18 protein-coding genes are annotated in these 16395 nt (G+C 49.4%); 4 read left to right on the forward strand and 14 right to left on the reverse strand.

Annotated elements, in window-relative coordinates; genetic code table 11:
* Window positions 1-58 precede the first annotated feature (58 nt).
* Window positions 59-1726: a hypothetical protein gene (locus QU595_RS10755; RefSeq protein WP_315921701.1), complete on the forward strand. Its 1668-nt coding sequence runs from the start codon at window positions 59-61 to the stop codon at window positions 1724-1726.
* A gap of 3 nt (window positions 1727-1729) precedes the next feature.
* Window positions 1730-4213, forward strand: coding sequence for an AAA family ATPase (locus QU595_RS10760; RefSeq protein WP_315921703.1), 2484 nt, complete (start codon window positions 1730-1732; stop codon window positions 4211-4213).
* Between the two features lie 65 nt (window positions 4214-4278).
* On the opposite strand, the gene QU595_RS10765 is transcribed toward QU595_RS10760, so the two are convergent.
* A complete protein-coding gene (locus QU595_RS10765; protein WP_315921705.1) occupies window positions 4279-4827 on the reverse strand; it encodes a hypothetical protein in 549 nt (182 codons plus the stop codon).
* A gap of 732 nt (window positions 4828-5559) precedes the next feature.
* Window positions 5560-6216 carry a hypothetical protein gene (locus QU595_RS10770; protein WP_315921707.1) on the reverse strand — a complete coding sequence of 219 codons (657 nt, stop codon included), beginning with the start codon at window positions 6214-6216 and terminating at the stop codon, window positions 5560-5562.
* Window positions 6217-6418: 202 nt separating this feature from the next.
* On the opposite strand from QU595_RS10770, the gene QU595_RS10775 reads away from it, so the two are divergent.
* Window positions 6419-6757 carry a hypothetical protein gene (locus QU595_RS10775; protein WP_315921709.1) on the forward strand — a complete coding sequence of 113 codons (339 nt, stop codon included), beginning with the start codon at window positions 6419-6421 and terminating at the stop codon, window positions 6755-6757.
* A gap of 206 nt (window positions 6758-6963) precedes the next feature.
* Here QU595_RS10775 and QU595_RS10780 read toward each other — a convergent pair whose 3' ends face one another.
* The 3 genes from QU595_RS10780 to QU595_RS10790 are packed head-to-tail and all read right to left on the reverse strand — an operon-like array spanning window position 6964 to window position 7786.
* The gene (locus QU595_RS10780) at window positions 6964-7170 is read right to left on the reverse strand and encodes a hypothetical protein (protein ID WP_315921711.1); all 207 of its coding nucleotides are present in this window, start codon (window positions 7168-7170) and stop codon (window positions 6964-6966) included.
* Entirely contained in the window at window positions 7164-7511 is a 348-nt protein-coding gene (locus tag QU595_RS10785; protein WP_315921713.1) for a hypothetical protein, read from the reverse strand. Before QU595_RS10785 ends, QU595_RS10780 begins: the two co-directional genes overlap by 7 nt.
* Window positions 7508-7786 carry a hypothetical protein gene (locus QU595_RS10790; protein ID WP_315921715.1) on the reverse strand — a complete coding sequence of 93 codons (279 nt, stop codon included), beginning with the start codon at window positions 7784-7786 and terminating at the stop codon, window positions 7508-7510. The genes QU595_RS10785 and QU595_RS10790 overlap by 4 nt, the downstream gene beginning before the upstream one ends.
* Before the next feature lie 186 nt (window positions 7787-7972).
* On the opposite strand from QU595_RS10790, the gene QU595_RS10795 reads away from it, so the two are divergent.
* Window positions 7973-8146 carry a hypothetical protein gene (locus QU595_RS10795; protein ID WP_315921717.1) on the forward strand — a complete coding sequence of 58 codons (174 nt, stop codon included), beginning with the start codon at window positions 7973-7975 and terminating at the stop codon, window positions 8144-8146.
* Window positions 8147-8223: 77 nt separating this feature from the next.
* Here QU595_RS10795 and QU595_RS10800 read toward each other — a convergent pair whose 3' ends face one another.
* From QU595_RS10800 to QU595_RS10840, 9 genes are all read right to left on the reverse strand, one after another.
* Window positions 8224-8520 (reverse strand): hypothetical protein, encoded by a 297-nt coding sequence (locus tag QU595_RS10800; RefSeq protein WP_315921719.1) that lies wholly within the window; start codon window positions 8518-8520, stop codon window positions 8224-8226.
* On the reverse strand, window positions 8510-8740 hold the full coding sequence (locus tag QU595_RS10805) for a hypothetical protein (protein ID WP_315921721.1): 231 nt from the start codon (window positions 8738-8740) through the stop codon (window positions 8510-8512). The genes QU595_RS10800 and QU595_RS10805 overlap by 11 nt, the downstream gene beginning before the upstream one ends.
* A 54-nt stretch (window positions 8741-8794) precedes the next feature.
* Window positions 8795-8986 (reverse strand): hypothetical protein, encoded by a 192-nt coding sequence (locus QU595_RS10810; protein WP_315921723.1) that lies wholly within the window; start codon window positions 8984-8986, stop codon window positions 8795-8797.
* A 368-nt stretch (window positions 8987-9354) separates the two neighbouring features.
* Complete coding sequence (locus QU595_RS10815) at window positions 9355-9801, reverse strand: hypothetical protein (protein WP_315921725.1); 447 nt, start codon at window positions 9799-9801, stop codon at window positions 9355-9357.
* Between the two features lie 103 nt (window positions 9802-9904).
* Window positions 9905-10618, reverse strand: a complete 714-nt coding sequence (locus QU595_RS10820) for a hypothetical protein (RefSeq protein ID WP_315921727.1) — start codon at window positions 10616-10618, stop codon at window positions 9905-9907.
* Between the two features lie 77 nt (window positions 10619-10695).
* Window positions 10696-12213: a PcfJ domain-containing protein gene (locus QU595_RS10825; protein WP_315921729.1), complete on the reverse strand. Its 1518-nt coding sequence runs from the start codon at window positions 12211-12213 to the stop codon at window positions 10696-10698.
* A gap of 118 nt (window positions 12214-12331) precedes the next feature.
* Window positions 12332-13012, reverse strand: coding sequence for a hypothetical protein (locus QU595_RS10830; RefSeq protein ID WP_315921731.1), 681 nt, complete (start codon window positions 13010-13012; stop codon window positions 12332-12334).
* Window positions 13013-13221: 209 nt separating this feature from the next.
* Complete coding sequence (locus QU595_RS10835; RefSeq protein WP_315921733.1) at window positions 13222-14727, reverse strand: PcfJ domain-containing protein; 1506 nt, start codon at window positions 14725-14727, stop codon at window positions 13222-13224.
* Between the two features lie 93 nt (window positions 14728-14820).
* Window positions 14821-16386: a hypothetical protein gene (locus QU595_RS10840; RefSeq protein WP_315921735.1), complete on the reverse strand. Its 1566-nt coding sequence runs from the start codon at window positions 16384-16386 to the stop codon at window positions 14821-14823.
* Window positions 16387-16395: the final 9 nt, after the last annotated feature.

Raw genomic sequence — 16395 nt, forward strand, 5'->3', positions numbered from 1 at the left:
GTCCCAACCCCCGAAAGGGGGTCTTTCGCCCCCCCTGTCATAGCCACCCGAGGTGCCCATGACCGAGAATACCAGCTTTCAGCCCCGTCAGGACGGGCATCAAGCCAGACCAGAAACGAAGGCTTTCAGCCGCCCTGCGGGCCTGGGCACCAAGCCCACTGACGCAGGCGTCGTGCTGCGCCGCAGTCCCGACCCCCACGCCCCTGGCAGCTGGCGCGTCGCTCCGCTTCGCACCCGCCCTTCCAATGTTGACACCAAGGACAATCAGGCTGGAAGCCCTCACATTTCCAATGTTGACATCGAGGATGTCGAGTTTGGAGATCGCCTCTCTTCCAATGTTGACACCAAGGCTGGTCGCCCTTCTTCGGCGTCCAACAGCTCAGCTTCCGCTTCCGGCCTGAACCGTCCGTCTTCGACATCCAGCAATTCCAATGTTGACACCGAGGATAATTTTGAAGCGGCACCGATGCCATCTCCATCTTCGAGGCCCGTTCCGACCAAGCTGCGCGATTTCGACAAGTCGAACTTTACGGGACCGAGTGGTCCGAATGTCGAAGTCCTTCGAAGGCTTCGGGATGCCACCAAACGCCGAGTGGCGGATCGGGCCAAAGCTCGCGGTCGAGACCCTGGCGCGGGATCGGTCGAAGTCAACGACGGCCTGACCAGGTCTGCGAAGACGCACGAACAATATCTCGAACGCGGTCGATCTTTGGTGAACCGATATCAGAAGGAGACTGGTCGAGACCAAGGTTCCCTCCAGAACCTCGACCCGCTCGAATTCGCGAAATGGTTCTTCAGCTTGAAGCCCACGGTCAAGTCTTCGACATGGCGTCCATATCGACAGGCTGCTAAAGCCATTCTGTCTTCGATCCCGCACGACAATACCGAAGCCGCTTTGGCTTTGATCGATGCCGACATTGTCGAAATCGAGATGACGGATCAGCCGATGCCGAAGTCCGAATTGGTTTCGAATTTCGAAGGGGATCGAAAGAAGCTGCCGCGCAAGACTTCCGCTCGAAAAGAGAAGAAATTCCCGAAAGCGGATTTCGACAAAGTCATCTCGTACCTTCGGCACTTCTCCCGTTCGAAGTTGGCACCGATTTTGATCGACTGGATGGTGGCCGGAATTTCAACTGGACTTCGACCAATCGAATGGGCGACGACCGATCTCGAAATTCGGGAAGACCCGACCGCTCCGAACGGGCGTCGAGTTTGGCTCTACGTCTTGAATGCAAAATCGACGAACGGTCGAGCTAACGGTGTGGTTCGAACTATCGATCTCTCGAACTTTAGTGACGAGACCCTTAGAGCAATTCGAAATATGAGTTCGAACGGAGCGGACTGGCTGTCGAGTGGAGAATACGACACTAATCAAAGTCAGGTCGCCCAATTGCTCTATTCGACATCTCAAAAGCTCTTCACTGGTCGAGTTCGAGTTTATTCCCTTTATTCGCTTCGACACCAATTCATCGCCAACGCCAAGTCGTACCAGAAGCCGGAAGAGATTGCGGCCATCGTCGGACATGGCGTGACAGTGACGGCTGCCGAGAACTACGGCAAGAAGCGGTCGAGCTGGGGACCCGACGAAATTCCAGAACGTCCGAACGCGGTCGCGGACGAAGTCGCCACCGTCAAGCAGTCGCTCGAATTCTACGAAAACCGGATCAAGCTTCAGGAAGAGGCTGGACTGATCCGCCCGACTAGACGTTCGAACTCGGAGGACTAATGCATGGAATGGATCGGCAAGATATTCAGTTCGAAGTCGAAAGCCCCGAAAACGGGGGACGAACCCGAATACGATCATTACGCTCTTTTCGGTGAGAAAGCCCCCGAGGGTTCGAATCCTGTTTCGAGCGTCGAAGTCGATGGCATGGTCGAAGTCGATCCTGTTTCGAGATCGGAACTCGAACAAAAAGTCGAACTCGAAGATGATGAGATCGACCCTGAGACCGGATTTCTGAAACAGCGCTTCACGCCTGAGCAGATCGAGTCTGCTATTTCCTGCATCGGCGAAATCGGAAAAGCCAAACTCGAAGCTGGGGACGGTCGTTTTGCGGGAGGCATGGCTGATCCGGCCATCGCTGACGATGAATTTCCAGAAGTCGAAAATACGGACGAGGTTGAAGTCGATCCTTCCAAGGGTTTCGAGAAGGAGCCTTTCGTCTCGTACGAAATCGAAGCCAGTCTGGAAAATGAGATTAGTGAAAATCCGAACTCTCTGGACCGCTGGGAAAAGATGGGCGACGCCTTGAACGATGGAAACATCGAGGTCGATGATCGTCCATTTGACCCTGCCGATTTCGAACCGGAAGCATCTAGAATTGGAAGTGCTATCCGCTGGACGGACGGACTGGCTAACCCGATCTTGTGGACTATCGAAAACGATTGGACCAAACGGGAGTTGTCGACGATCAAGGATTTCGTCGGGAAGCTGGCGGTCGCTGTTCGAAATCGTGGCGTTCTGCTGGACTCCGACAATATCAAAGTGATGGCTGAAACGATCTCTGCCGAAAACGTCGGTCGAACGATGTATTTGCTTTCCGAACCTTGGATGTCTCGAATTAAGCTTAATTCATTCGACGCAATGATTCTGGCTGGCAAGCTCGCACCGAAAATCTGCAATAGTTTGAAATTCGAAACATTGTTGAAGGCTGGTCTGTCTGAGACTTTCGCCAAAACGCAGGCCGAATTCGAAGCCAAGTTGGGAAGTGCCTCGCGTTCCGATCTGCAGCACGTCATCCAGGTTCTTCGAAGTTTCAAAACTCCGTTGGCCTACACGATGGCATCTTCGCTCGACTACGTTTGCGCCTGTCTTGGTGATCGGGCTGCCATGGTTCGAATTTCCGATGCCATCCAAACCTTGCTTGGCGATGACATGATTGAGCCTGAGAGCGTCATGGTCGATATGGCGCACGTTGCCGACAATTGGCATCGTCTTGCCCATGCCCAATATTTTGGTAGCGACAATTCGTTCGAAGCTTTCGAGCAGCGCCTGGCGATTGAAACCCTCGACCTGACCGGGAAGACTGGCAACATCGAATTCGATAGCCGTGTTGTCCTGCCAGAACCGAGCGATGACCTTCTGGAGCTTTGTGCGCAGCTCAATATTTCCCGCCGCGTTAGACCTGGTCTTCATGATCCTGTCGACCCACCTATGAGCGATGACGCGATCAACGCCATAACGGACGTCGTATCAACCGCTCCAAATGAACTGTCTCCGAGCGAGCAGGAATTCTTCAACCAGATTGCCAAGGGCTATAGCGACAGCATTGGAGTTCCAATCTCGCCGGAGCCTGATGTCATTGTCACGAACCCGATGGACGATAGCATTCGCATCCGTGTTCTGGATCGCATTGCTGGCAGTGACGGTAACAGCTCGGCAGAGCGGAACTACGGTCATCTGTTGCGTCCGTTGCCAATCTTACCTGCTCCTGATCCTGACAAGCTCTACAGCACCCTCATGACTGAATTCCCCTGGATGGCGGAAATCAACGAAGAGGTAGCTCGTGCGGCCGCGCTCGGCTCCCGTCACATTGGCGAATGCTTCACGATCCCGCCTATGTTGCTGAACGGGCCGTCTGGTGTCGGAAAGACGCGATGGGTGCGGCGTGTCGCGCATCTGAGTTCAATCCCCATGCATTTCATCAGTGTGGCTGGATCTGATAGCTCGAAGGCGATCATGGGTAGTGAACGCGGATGGTCAAACGCTCGCCCTTCTCTGCCTGTGCTGGCTCTGAGTTCAACCCAGGTTGTCAATCCAATCATCATGGTCGATGAACTGGATAAGGCGAACGCCAGCTCAAACGGTGATCCCTTTGCCGCCTTGCTGCCGATGCTCGCGAAAGAAACCAACTCGACCTATCCGGACGCCTATCTGCTTGGTTCGGTGAATGTGTCCTATGCGAGCTTCATCTTCACGGCCAACTCGATTTCGAAGCTTGGAACGCCACTGCTCGACCGTCTGGACGTGTTCAACGTCTCTCGCCCCAGTGTGAAGGATTATCCTGTCATTCTGCGAGGCATGGTCATGGATGCAGCACAGGAAGCCTTGTTGGACATTGCTGATGCCGAGGCTCTGATGGACAAGATGACGGACCTTGGCATGGATTGCTTGTCTCGCGGGGATTCACTTCGAAAGGTCGAACGCGCAATCAGTGATGCGGTCGCCAAACATATCTGGAAGCCGAAAACCCATCTCACTGTGGTGAAATAGATCCAAAAACAAAAGGCACCCGATTGAGGTGCCTAGATAATTGGTTATTTTATCGGTTTATAGCTTCAAGAAACCGCTTTGTGGTGAAAAGCATTGTTTGTCACCCAAAACAGAATTCTGCATTGTACAGCGTCCTTTTCAACAATTACCTCCCGGTCATGGAGAATACTGCTTGTTTGTGAGACAGACTGAACTGTCCACGATGGATGTTTGGTCGAGATATAGGCAGCAGTGAAGACGTCGGTCTTCGATTTCCACATCTTCTGGTCGCCTTCTGCAATGTATTCAGTGCAAGGTTCAGAAGAAGGAAGGTTTTCTAACGGCCTATAACGGTCGTAAAGATACATCCGAAATTTGAGGAAATCGTCACGCTTGGAGATGGCAATTGGGTTGTATTCCTTGATCCTCGCGGCATTTCGTTTAAGCCACAGCTCTGACATTTCTTGGTGGATACGCCGCAAGTCACGCGCAGCGACTGGCTTGTACACTGTCTCTTGGGAAAGGGTAATGATATCTCCTGCGCCGTTCTTGATACGCACGCACCATAATGCTGTGCCATTGACTTTACGGCTTGATAGGTGCGGCTCTAATAGATGCATGCCATCTTCCGTCACAATAATCTCCTTTGAATTTGGAATTCGAATAAAGGGAAAAATTGGCATCGTCAATATTTAAATAAATAACCACCAAAAATGAGCAAAAAAGAAACCCCGCAGTTTCCTGAGGGGCTTCTTACGAGCTGACTAACAATGTTTATCGGTTACCTACATTACCGTGATCAGAATCTCGCAGGCGGCAAGTTCTGGTCACCTCATGTTTATCGCGATACTCTGAGTAGATATATGGGCTTGGGCACTGCCATTCTGTTCGAGAAGAAACTACTACTTCGCGTGTGCCCTGACATGTTCTGTCTATTGTTCTAGGACCAGAAGGCACGTATGTGCAGGGTCGCGTGAAATCATCAAACTTTTTTTCGTCGTTTTCATCTCTAGGACCGCAAGACATCGATGCAGGCATCCAGACTTCTACTGGGCACGAGTAATCGTAAGTTTCTGTTCTCGTATCATCTATCGTGACCAGTTTAGGTGATGGTGTACCGTTGCCGCCGCCGTTCCCTTCACCCGCATCCCCGCGCTCGGCGAGAGTTGCTGTTGTCGAGAATGCCAATAGGGCCATGGCTATAATAAACTTCTTCATTTAGTACCTCGCTCGGTTGATGTGTATTATTCAGCTTTAATAAATATAACAAAAAATATGCATTATTCCAACTTCCATTGAATCGCCATCAGTAGGAAAGAAGAAGCCCCTCAGGAAACTGCGGGGCTTGGGCTTGTCTTTAAGCTCGATTAGCGATTGCCGCTATTGCCACGGTCAGGGACACCCGAGACACATGTTCTCGTGGTTCTCCCTTTTTCTGTATACGACGACACTTTATACGGCGAAGGGCACTGCCATTCCTGTCTGGATTTTTGAACTGGAACATCAACCAGCTTCTGAACCGGGACCTGACGATATAGAGTTTCCTGATAGGGAACTTGGACCTGATATGTTACTGTTACAGGAACCTGAACGGTATATTGCTGCTGTACTTCCACCATTCTGGTTTTCTCAATATTTTCATTCCATGCTGGAATGATTTTACATCCAGTAGAGAAATCATCGAACCGCTCATTTTCCTTTTCGATAGTGCATTCGTCAGACAGGCGGGCGGTATGTAAAAGAACCTCTACATATTTCTCTGGAACCTCAACGGTTCTGGTCCGTGTCTCCGTCCGCATCTCTTCACGCTGACGATTTTCAGTTCGGTAGCGCGTTTCCTGGTAAGATTCGGTCACATATTCCGTAACCCATTGCTGCTGGTATTCAGTGTAATATATCGTCACCAGCTGTGGCCGAGGAGTGGAGCTGCCACCGCCCTGCCCTTCACCATTGTCACCACGGGCAGCAAAAGCCGTTGAAGCGGTCAACGCAACCATTGCCGCAGAAAGCAGTAGGGATTTCATATTGGTGGTCTCCTTGGGGGTTGTCAGAGTTTGTAAGTCTTTATTTTTGATTGCTATTGTCTCATAGATTGTTGACGGGCGCAAAATTCAGGAAATTGTCGCCGACGAGTCTCCATCAATAAAACGACATCCAAATTAAAAACCTTTTGCCATTCTACAAAATCAGATATTTATTGGATCTCAAAAAAGTCAGGAGGGCGACATGTCTCATATCTGCATTCTTTTCGAAAGGCCGGAAAAGTTGGAACATTACGATGCGTTCTTGCTGGCGAAGCGCGGGCTAACCCATGTTGAGTTCGAGAATGGCGACAGCGCCTACCGGGGGCTTGGCTATGTCGAGATCGATCCGGAAGAACACGACCCCCTGCCTTTATGCCAGTCTCTGGTGAAGATGCTGCAGGATGTCGGAGCGCAGTATTGTGCGATGGTTGCAGCGACTGACCGGATGGCGAACTTGTCGGCCCCGCATCCTTCGACGTCTATTTTGACGGCAAGCACGAGGTTCTGGCATCGAACGATGAGAAGCCCGACTTCGATGTAGACTGTCTTACCGCTGCCGGAATGGATCGTAGCAGGGCTGAGGCGGTCCTTGGGCGGTTCTTCCCTGCCCCTGCTGATAACTTGGATGCTTCAGCGGGCTTCACGCTGTAACGAAAAAAGGGAACCGAACGCATCGTTCCGGCTCCCTTTTTGTATTCTGGCTTTCAAATGGTCAGCGCTTCGATTTCACATGGTCGGCTGTTCGATTTAGATCGGTCGGCCCTTCTTTTCCTTGAAGTGACGCCATGGCCTCAGAGCGAGCATGAGGACCGCAGCCAATCCGAGCGAAATCAGAAATTCCTGAGGGGCTGTGTACTTCAATCCGAGGAGTAGGCGGCCGCCTGCTAGGACGGAGGCCGAAATCAGCGCGTAAGCGAGATAGAGCTGAATGAGTTTGAACGCATTCGTCACCATTGGTCCTCCGCCTCCATGGTGGCAAGCTGCTTGGTCTTGGCATTCGCATGGAAGCGAGTGCGAGACCGGACGTACTTCTTTGCTCCGCGCACGGCCTTAGCCATCCCGCGATGGCCATTGGAGAAATCATTCCCGATTCCAGCTCCGATCACCTCGTCGCTGAACGTATCGACATTGCCCCACCCATGCAGGGATTTGTCCAGATAGTCCGTGTTGCCGACGCGCTGAATGTCTCCGCGCTCGTTCTCTTTGCCGACAGGATAGCCATTGTGATAGGCCTTCTCGGTATAGCGACTGTTTACGGGAGCGCGGTTCTTTCGCCGATGATTGACGTCGGTCATTGTGTCACCTCTGCAAGCTGGGCTTCCGCCTGTTCCTTTTCGAAGTTCTCTACCAGCCAGTCGGAAATCTTATCACAGACCTCGGGTTTGAAGCCGAGTTGGCCGAGATGATTGTTGAGCCAGGCTAGCCGACGCTCACGGTTGGTCTGCAACGGTTCAATCATGCGAAACGTCATCAGCATGCCGCTTGCCATCTGCGGTTCCATATGACCGCGCTCTGACGGATAATCGAAGCTGTTCGCGTAATTCTGAAATCTGAACAACAGGCTGCTCATTGTCTTCCCTTCCCGGTTATTCGTCCTTTGGAAGAACTCTTACAATATCACGGAAATAAAATAAATAGATATTGGTTTGATTTTTCAATCTTAAATCCTATAATTTTTGTGCATCTGAATTGTCTTTAGATTTGACAATTCGCTTGAAAATATGTAGAAGACGCCGAACAAAAAGGACACCCCCAAATGGCTTCAACGCAGAATAATTACTCCCCATGGGAGCGGACTGAATCTGACGATTTGCAAATCCTGCAGGCGCTGGATCAGTGCTCGGAGCATCAGCTTTCCAGCCTGGTCGACGAACTGTTCAAGATCGCAGATCAGCAGTCAGACGAGAAGAACAATCGCGCAGCCGCCTAAGCTCACTCCACCAGCTCATCTGAATTGCGAAAGCCCAGTCACGGAAATTGTGGCTGGGCTTTTCGTTGGGCTTTATTTTACGCAAAATAGGGCTTTCTGGCACTTCTCGCGTGATCGCGAAGCCATGTGTAAACATGGAAGTAGCCAACTTCCGATAAGTTCTCACCAGCCAGAACTCGCCGCACCCACGCTGGGCCACGGTCTTCGTCCTCAATCAGGTCTGGCAGGCGGTGCGTGAGGTTGAGCAGCATAATCGCCTTCCACTTCGGAACGACGCCGCGATCCAGCGTTGCGCAGAAATCGAGCAGCTGTTCGTAGTCGGTCTTCGGAATGGTGTTGTCGATGACGATGCGAAGTTTTGCGTTAGCTACCATCGTTGGTTTTCGCCTCCGCTTCCTTGCGCTCGCGCTCTTGCTTGGCGTGAGCCGCCATGTCGCCAATGAGGTCACTGAGCGTGCGTTGGCCTTCGTTCAGCTTCGCATTGAGATCGCCAAAGAAGTTCCCCGACACCTGAATGCCTGTCGGGGTGACGGTGCCATGCTCCTTGAGGGCATCGCGGATCATCTTTTCATCGGCAGCAGGCATACGAGACATTTAGAGTCCTTTCCTTGAAATCCGGATAATACAGAAAAGTCGCCCGAAAGCGACTTACTTCTTGGCCGTCTTGACGATGGCCTTGAGGCCTTCTTCCATTTCGTTGCATGGGAATACATCTTCTGACCAATCAGAGAGGTCCATGCCGTTGCACAGGAGAAGAATTTCTGCAGCTGCCGCAGCTTCTTCCAGAGTTGGAAGCCGTACTTCCGAGCGAATGGTTTTAACTGTGTCTTGAACTGTCATCAGTCATCCTCCTCAGTAGTAACATTCAACGGCTTCGAAACGACGATCCAGATCTCTGTCCGCAATGCAGTTGAGGCAAAGGCCATCGAATCCACTGACGCTTGGGTCCTGGAAGCTTGGAGTTTGCGAATACGAGTCCGCACGAAGATGCTCCATCACGGTTCCATCAGCATTCCGCGTCACATCGTTGCCTTCGTCCCATTCAGGGCCATAGGGACAGCGGGTATCCGTACATTTATATGCCATGAAATACCTCCTAGTTGGCGCGGTTAATGCCAGTTATTCGAATTAATGTCAAATATCTTGATAACCAGTGGCCGAATTAATCGTGCCTCGGGTTTTTATTTGAGAGCAGGATGCCTCGCTTCTCAATCAAGCTCGACGGCGAATTTTTTATCATCCAACTTGAATGCTTCTTTGAATTTAGCCAAATCAGCAAGTGTTCCGAATTCGAGTCGAAGAGTTCGACGTTGCGCTTTGTGCGTGTCGACTGAGAACAATAATTGTCCATCTCGGTAGATTTCAGTGTAGGAATGCCTTGGCACCAAAATATAGCCCCTATCGACTGCACAATTCAGTTCGGTCCAAGCGTCAAATGGGCTGTAGTAAACATCCATGCCAAAACCTGTGCAAAGGTTTGTGAGCACCATTCCAGATAGACGCTCCATGAATCGAGTGTCGTATGTCTCGAACCCGAGCTGTTCAGCGATTTCTTCGTTTGTAAGGTTTTCAGCCTGGCTCGTTGGCGGGATGGAGAGTCCAAGGCAACCGACAGCAGCGATAAGAGCAATGCGTAGAGACTTAGAGAGCGTCATGGAGAAATCCTTCTAAAACGGGAAACAAGTGACTTCACCTGTGACCGATATTTGGAGGGCTTATTCTCAAATACTCATATCAATGTCAATTACAAACTGCACATTAATGGTTGTATGGTTGGATAGTCACTCTTACGTCGGCCACTTTTCCATTACGTAGCAAGTTTATGAAAAGGTTTGCACCTTCAATATTTTTATTTTCAAGACTGATGTTGATTGAAAAATTTGCTACGTACACCTTGCTCTGTATATGTTGCATCTTGTCTTGGTTGCTTTTGGTCATTCCCCAAGTTCCACCACTAGTATATGTGACACCGTATCCAGAAAGGGCGTCAACAAGAACCTCTTTTACGTTATGATTTGATGAGTGATTTAGAATGTTTGATATACCGCGCTCTATTTCAATAATCCTTAGTCCGTAAGGGCCACTCACATAAGGTCCCGTGCCGGACCTGTCGATGCTCGGTCTAATGCCATTGAAATAGATTTTTGACCCAACCGTGCAAGGCAGCGGAATCTCTCTTCGTTCGACAACGCATGAAAAAGCAATCCTGCTCATGCTGGCTTTGCTTTCTTTGTCTGACACTTTTGCTGCAGCAAATTTTATGTCGGAGAGTGTTTCTTGAGCGTTTAGAAATTCAACTTTTTGGTTTCGCTTTCTGCCAATGTTCCATTTGATCTGACTTGGAATAAATGGATCGACCACTCTCAGCGGGTTAACAAAGAAGTACGGATATGGGAGTGGATAGGCAGATATCTCAATCATGCCAGCTAGAGCTGCAGCCACGCCTATGGCGACGTAACGAAATCCCCTCATGCCAACTTCCCCAAACACTATCTAACTGTTTTACATTGTTTTTTCGTCGGCGAAATATTTCTATTTATTTGATCCGGTCACATCGTCATTGCCTGCTTCATAGCTCGCCATTCACCTACTGTAGCTGGACCGTCTACCGATTTTTCGACGAATGCCTCCGTGTCCACCCATATCAAGGCGACCTCATCGTCGATGCTGTCCGGGAAATGCTCGAAATCAAGGTTGTCGAGAGTTATCGCCTTTTGCACCTGAATGCTGTCGGGCAGAGAGGTGATCTTTGTCTTCTTTAGGGATAGCTCGACTACCATGAGGTTCTCAGGAAGCTTCTCCACGTCAGAGTCATAAATCGACAGGCTGTTTCCTGCCGAGATGCCGCAGTTGAGTTCCTTGAACGGTAGACGATTTAAATTAATCGAACCTTCTGCCTTCAGCGATTTCGGAAAATCCGTGGCCGAGATTAATGATATATCGATGTCGCCTGTAGCAGTGATGCTTTCAGGCACTGCATTGAATATCCCATGAATGATTTTCAGATTGCCTACGATTTTGACTTCTTTTGGGAATTTGCGGAAATCGCATCCCCATAGGCTGGCATCTTTACCTCCGGCCGCTTTCGAGTTCATTTCAATAACCGATGGGAAATTTGTGAGCTTTTTGAAGCTGATGCCAAATTTCTTTAGCACTGTGAGGTGGTCTGGCATGTTTATGATGCTTTCAATTTCCTCTTTTCTGACATTAACGTATTCATCGCTCGATGTCGTGAACTCGTCACAAATCAGGGTGCGAGGCAATGTCTCCCGGCCATGCCAATTGCCGTCTGTGTCGATCATATATGGCAGGCGCTTCTTCACGCTCCTGCTCAGCCTAAAGTTCTCTTCCTTGAAATATGGGACCAGGACGTCGCAATATTTTTGAACTGGCGATTGGTTTTGTTTCCCTTGGAACTGAGTGATTTCCCATTCGCCGTTCTCATCGCGTTCCAACTCCATCGTTGCATGAGGCTTGTTGCTGCTATCGCGCAGGGAGATGTATCTGAAATAGTCTTCACCGAGTTTGAAATCGTAACCGCCATTTCCTATGCAGTGCTGCATGTAAGCGCTCTCGCGGTCGAGGGCTTCCGGCGATAGCAGTTCTACGAGCGTATAGCCGTCGCTGAGGGGCCTTATGAGCTTCTCCTGGCTCTCGTCCAGCTGGATGTCCCGGCCCTTCTGAGCAGCCTTCAGCATGGCTTTATCGGCTTCGGCTATAATCTGGTCGAGAGATCCAAATTTCATCAGCTTCTTGGGGCGGCCCCGGTCATCCACATTTGAAAGCCAAGGGGCGTTATTGACTACGGCAGCGCGAAGCCAGTCAGCGATATGAGGGATATTGCGCAGATAGCCTGAAATGTGCGGGGTCGAGTGCAGGATCGTGACATCCAAGTTGTTTGTGGATGTCAAATTTACAGAGGGCATGCGTTCGGGACTGGCTTTGATGTCATTATACCAAACGCGGCCGACGCTGAGCATCAGCAGGCGACTGACTTCCGGGTTGTTGTCCGTCTTCCTGAATAATGCGGCGAGCTGCGATTTGAAGGCGTCCAGTTCCTGCGACATTTGAATTCCATACCGATATTTCTATCCAGTCTATCGGTATGTGTAGCAATCCACATGCGACAATCACGCCGAGATACTGTTCTCCGGCGAAAAGCTAAACACCTCGACTCAGTTGGTGCTATCGAATGAATGTTTCATTATCAGAGTAGTCAACAGACACAATTGATGCGTCTGGCCCGTGCTCAATTCGTACGAATATATGCTCCGTGTAAGGACCGAGGAATAGCTTCGATTCAGCTTCAGCCGTTCTTATAGTCGTTGCTTTTACCCTCAGAGATTCTCTGATGAATTTGTAAGTTTCAGAACTCCCGCTTTCGTTTTGCCGCTCATAATACGCCGCGAAATGAAAATCTATACCTGCCAGTATCCTATTTAATACAATTGTCTCATTCACTGGCTTGTTGCTGTTTAGCTCGCCAACAATTTCCTCTTCTAGAGCGGATACTCCGTAACTAGGTTCATTAAATTCGGACTCAGGAAATGGGATCTTCTTTCTAGGTCTGTTAAAGGCTTTTAGTTCATTTATATATTCACCTTTGCATTCCAAGCCATAAAGTCTTTCGTGTTTTTCTCGTTGCTTAATAAGCCGCTTTGTATTGCCGTCGCAGGTGTAGTGAATAGTTTTCCGCCCAAACCGATATTCATCTCGCGTGTATTTTGTTTTATACGTTTTTCTAAAATGTTCAATTTTGCTTTCAAGACTATTATCCTGTCGAGGCGGCCCGAATTGCATCGTCACCACCAATAGTGAGATTGAAATTAGAAAAACAACCGTTGCAATCTTGATTTTTAATTTCACGAGATGTTTCCCCTTTTATGACCGCTATGTAGGTTTCGCATATTTTCAGCGTCGGCACTAATATTTTCGGCAGCGGCTGTTATCGTAGGTTGCGCGTCTTTTTGCTGTTGCTGGAGGCGGTACACCAAACATAAAAATGCATCGTGGTTGTGTTTCGTCTGCAAGGAACACGCGGCGGTGCGCGCTCCGTCCACCACACTAGTGGACACCTACATGCTCATCTGCTGACGCATTGCCCGCCATTCACCGACCGTGGCAGGTCCGTTCTCATCTTCCAGGACTGGTCCTTTATGGGAATCCTTCCATTCAATTATCACATCGTCATCAATGGAATCGGGGAAGTGCTCAAAGAAAACCTGATTGTCGAGAATAAGCTTCTCTGAAACCTTGATGCCTTCAGGCAGCGAAGTGACGTTGGTGTATATAAGCTGAAGCTCCTTGGCGACAATGCCGTCAGGCAGCTCTCGGATGGGAACCTTGTAAAACGACAAGCGTCCATCTACCTCCATCCCGTGCTCTATCTTGTTGATTTTTGTATTCCAAAACGAAATATCGCCTCCAGAATTCAGCCTGGTTTCAAAGATATCGCAAAATGCGTGGGCGATGACAATGTATCCAGTTGCTGCAATTGAATTCGGGAGTTTCGACTCTGGGGTAAAACCAATTTCACAATTCCCATCCACCGTAATACTTTCGGGTGCCGAATTGAACGTCATTCTGACGCATCGGATAGAACCTCCAATTTCGACGTTCTCAGGGCAGTCGCTAATTTCGACAGCTTTAAGCTCAATTTTTGGTTTTTTTGACTGATATTCATCGATCAAAATAGATGACGGAAACCCTAATAGTTTTTTGTGATTGAGTTCGAGGCTTCTTTCTAGATGAAGTCGTTCAGGCATTTTGATCGTCCTCATATCATTGTCGAAATGTAGTGGCCTGAAATCTTTGCACTTCAACGATGATGGAAGGTCGCCAATGTCATGCCAGATACCGTCTTCATCGATGATATAAGGAATATGTGATTGAATTGGTTCGCTGACATGAAGATCGGCATTCTTCAGAAATGGGGTCAAAGCCTTCACATAGCTAGGCAGAGGCGACTTGTTCTGTTTGCCTTGAAGCTGTATTAACTCCCATTTGCCATTCTCGCCCGCCATGAGTTCCATAGTGGCATGCGGCTTGTTTGTGTGGTCGCGGAGTGAAAGATATTTGAAATGCTGAGAACCAACTTTGTGGTCATAAGCGCCCTGCCCGATGCAATGCTGCATGTACGCGCTTTCGCGATCCAGGGCTTCCGGAGAAAGCAGTTCAACAATCGAATAGCCGTCATCCAGCTTCTGATAAAGCCGTTCGTCATTTTCGTTTAAGACGATTTCCCTGTTTTTCTGTGCCGCCTTAAGCATGGCTTTGTCAGCTTCGGCGACAATCTGTCCGACCGTCGAGAACTTCATGAGTTTCTTCGGCCTTCCCTGTTCATCAACGTTCTGAAGCCATGGCTCGTTATTGCGGACAGCTGCTATAAGCCAGTCGGATATGTGGTAAATCTCAGTGTCAGCAGGTCTGCGACGATCATCAGAGGCCGAATTTTTAGAAAGCACCCTGCCCAGGCTTATCGTCATAAATCGTTCGAGGGCCGCATCAATGTCTCCGTTCTCGTCATAGAGGTACTGATAAATCTCCTGCTCGATTAGCCGAGTCCACTCGATATCGTTCATGCATCCGGTCTCAATATTTGTCAGTCCCCAGATTATCTCCGGAGCCTGCAATCGACACGCCAAAGGCTCTCATGCTTCGCTTGCAATTGACTTCTATGCGGCAGCTTGCCTTCGCATGCGCCTATATTCGCCGACATGCATGTTCATCGTGTAACCATCAGTGAGCAAGACGCGATCTGGAATGCTGGATGGGAAGTGAATGTGGTCGATCTGACTGAGACCTTCGATATGAATTTTCAAAGAAACCTTCGTTCCATCAGGAATAAAGACATTCTTTGAATTTCCAGGACCTACTGTCAATTTTTGTACATTGATACCTCGTGGCAATATGTCTGCATCTTTGCTCAGATGTACGCCCAACCCGTCAGAAACAAGATTATGCTCTACATCAATATTTTGGTTTGTAGTTAAAAAAATCTCAATGTGTTCTGAGTTAACCTTAATTGGGGTAGACACCTGATCTAAGTCTCGAATAATGGCGCGGCCTTTTGTTTTAATTGTGTGAGGCCATTGCTCGACATGCCTCAAATCAAGTGCTGCAGTCAAGCAATCGATAACTTCTGGAAGCGCCTTTAGTTTGCAGTTTATAAGACTGACTTTGAGGTTTTCGCCGATGAGCGCCTTAGAATCGAAGCTATCGATAATGCATGAACTCAATAGAAGATTATGTAGACTGTGCGCAGGGAAGTGCTCAAAAATAGCATGAGTTAGACACATATGTGACGTGTTCAAAAGGGTCTTGGGCAGTCGTAATTTTTCGCGGTGGCGGTCATTGTCGCGATAATAATTGGAACCGGAGAAAATGAATGCTGCGATATCTAGCGTATCAGGCAGATTGCTAACAGGGTGCCAGTTCAGGTTCCTGTCCACGATGTAATTTAAACCATTAGCTTGGTCTGAGATTCCGAATTTGCAATCCTTTAGATAGGGAACAAGAATGTCGGTATATTTTGTAATCGGTGCCCGATTTTGTTTCCCCTGATACTGTTTAATGGTCCAATAATGTCCATCTGGTGCCGCTTCTTCTGAAACGAGGGAACTCAGTTCTTCTTTGTTCGACACCTGCGCAGGAGATCGGAACAGCTCAATAGTGACGTGGGCTTTGCCTGCAGGATCACGCAGGGAGAGATAACGATGCTTCCCATCCTTTAAGTGTCTGTCATAAGCACCCTGCCCAATGCAGTGCTGCATAAATGCGCTTTCGCGGTCGAGCGCTTCAGGAGTGTGCAACTCGACGAGGTAGAAGCCCTCTGCAAGCTCTGCGACAAGGCTTTCGGAGCTTCCGGTCAAGTCGAGACCACGCCCCGTTTGGGCGGCCTTGAGCATAGCTTTGTCGGCCTCCTTGACGATCTGGTCGAGAGTGCTGAACTTCATCAGTTTCTTTGGTCTGCCCTGCGTATCGACATTCTTCAGCCATGGCTCATCATTCATGACGGCGGCGTCGATCCAGTCAGCGATGTGTCCCAGTTGTGCATGGAAGGCCATCATCTGTTCTGTTCCAGGAACATCGAGGAACTGAGGCGCGCTCTTCATGTGCTTGAACCAGACGCGGCCAAGCGAGAGCATCAATAGCTGATGAACGACGTCACCGCGTTCAGCTGCTTTGATGGAGGTCTCGATAATTTCCCAAAGTTCTTGATCCTGTTTAGACAGCTTCATCGTGAATTA

The sequence above is a fragment of the Mesorhizobium sp. SP-1A genome (assembly GCF_032460275.1).
Lineage (GTDB): Bacteria > Pseudomonadota > Alphaproteobacteria > Rhizobiales > Rhizobiaceae > Mesorhizobium.

Excerpts from the sequence above, each read along its gene's own strand:
- QU595_RS10815 (WP_315921725.1), bottom strand. The coding sequence starts at position 9,801 with ATGACGCTCTCTAAGTCTCTACGCATTGCTCTTATCGCTGCTGTCGGT.
- QU595_RS10795 (WP_315921717.1), top strand. The coding sequence starts at position 7,973 with ATGGCTTCAACGCAGAATAATTACTCCCCATGGGAGCGGACTGAATCT.
- QU595_RS10805 (WP_315921721.1), bottom strand. The coding sequence starts at position 8,740 with ATGTCTCGTATGCCTGCTGCCGATGAAAAGATGATCCGCGATGCCCTC.
- QU595_RS10800 (WP_315921719.1), bottom strand. The coding sequence starts at position 8,520 with ATGGTAGCTAACGCAAAACTTCGCATCGTCATCGACAACACCATTCCG.
- QU595_RS10775 (WP_315921709.1), top strand. The coding sequence starts at position 6,419 with ATGTCTCATATCTGCATTCTTTTCGAAAGGCCGGAAAAGTTGGAACAT.
- QU595_RS10810 (WP_315921723.1), bottom strand. The coding sequence starts at position 8,986 with ATGACAGTTCAAGACACAGTTAAAACCATTCGCTCGGAAGTACGGCTT.
- QU595_RS10825 (WP_315921729.1), bottom strand. The coding sequence starts at position 12,213 with ATGTCGCAGGAACTGGACGCCTTCAAATCGCAGCTCGCCGCATTATTC.
- QU595_RS10780 (WP_315921711.1), bottom strand. The coding sequence starts at position 7,170 with ATGGTGACGAATGCGTTCAAACTCATTCAGCTCTATCTCGCTTACGCG.
- QU595_RS10790 (WP_315921715.1), bottom strand. The coding sequence starts at position 7,786 with ATGAGCAGCCTGTTGTTCAGATTTCAGAATTACGCGAACAGCTTCGAT.
- QU595_RS10755 (WP_315921701.1), top strand. The coding sequence starts at position 59 with ATGACCGAGAATACCAGCTTTCAGCCCCGTCAGGACGGGCATCAAGCC.
- QU595_RS10835 (WP_315921733.1), bottom strand. The coding sequence starts at position 14,727 with ATGAACGATATCGAGTGGACTCGGCTAATCGAGCAGGAGATTTATCAG.
- QU595_RS10785 (WP_315921713.1), bottom strand. The coding sequence starts at position 7,511 with ATGACCGACGTCAATCATCGGCGAAAGAACCGCGCTCCCGTAAACAGT.
- QU595_RS10820 (WP_315921727.1), bottom strand. The coding sequence starts at position 10,618 with ATGAGGGGATTTCGTTACGTCGCCATAGGCGTGGCTGCAGCTCTAGCT.
- QU595_RS10770 (WP_315921707.1), bottom strand. The coding sequence starts at position 6,216 with ATGAAATCCCTACTGCTTTCTGCGGCAATGGTTGCGTTGACCGCTTCA.
- QU595_RS10760 (WP_315921703.1), top strand. The coding sequence starts at position 1,730 with ATGGAATGGATCGGCAAGATATTCAGTTCGAAGTCGAAAGCCCCGAAA.
- QU595_RS10840 (WP_315921735.1), bottom strand. The coding sequence starts at position 16,386 with ATGAAGCTGTCTAAACAGGATCAAGAACTTTGGGAAATTATCGAGACC.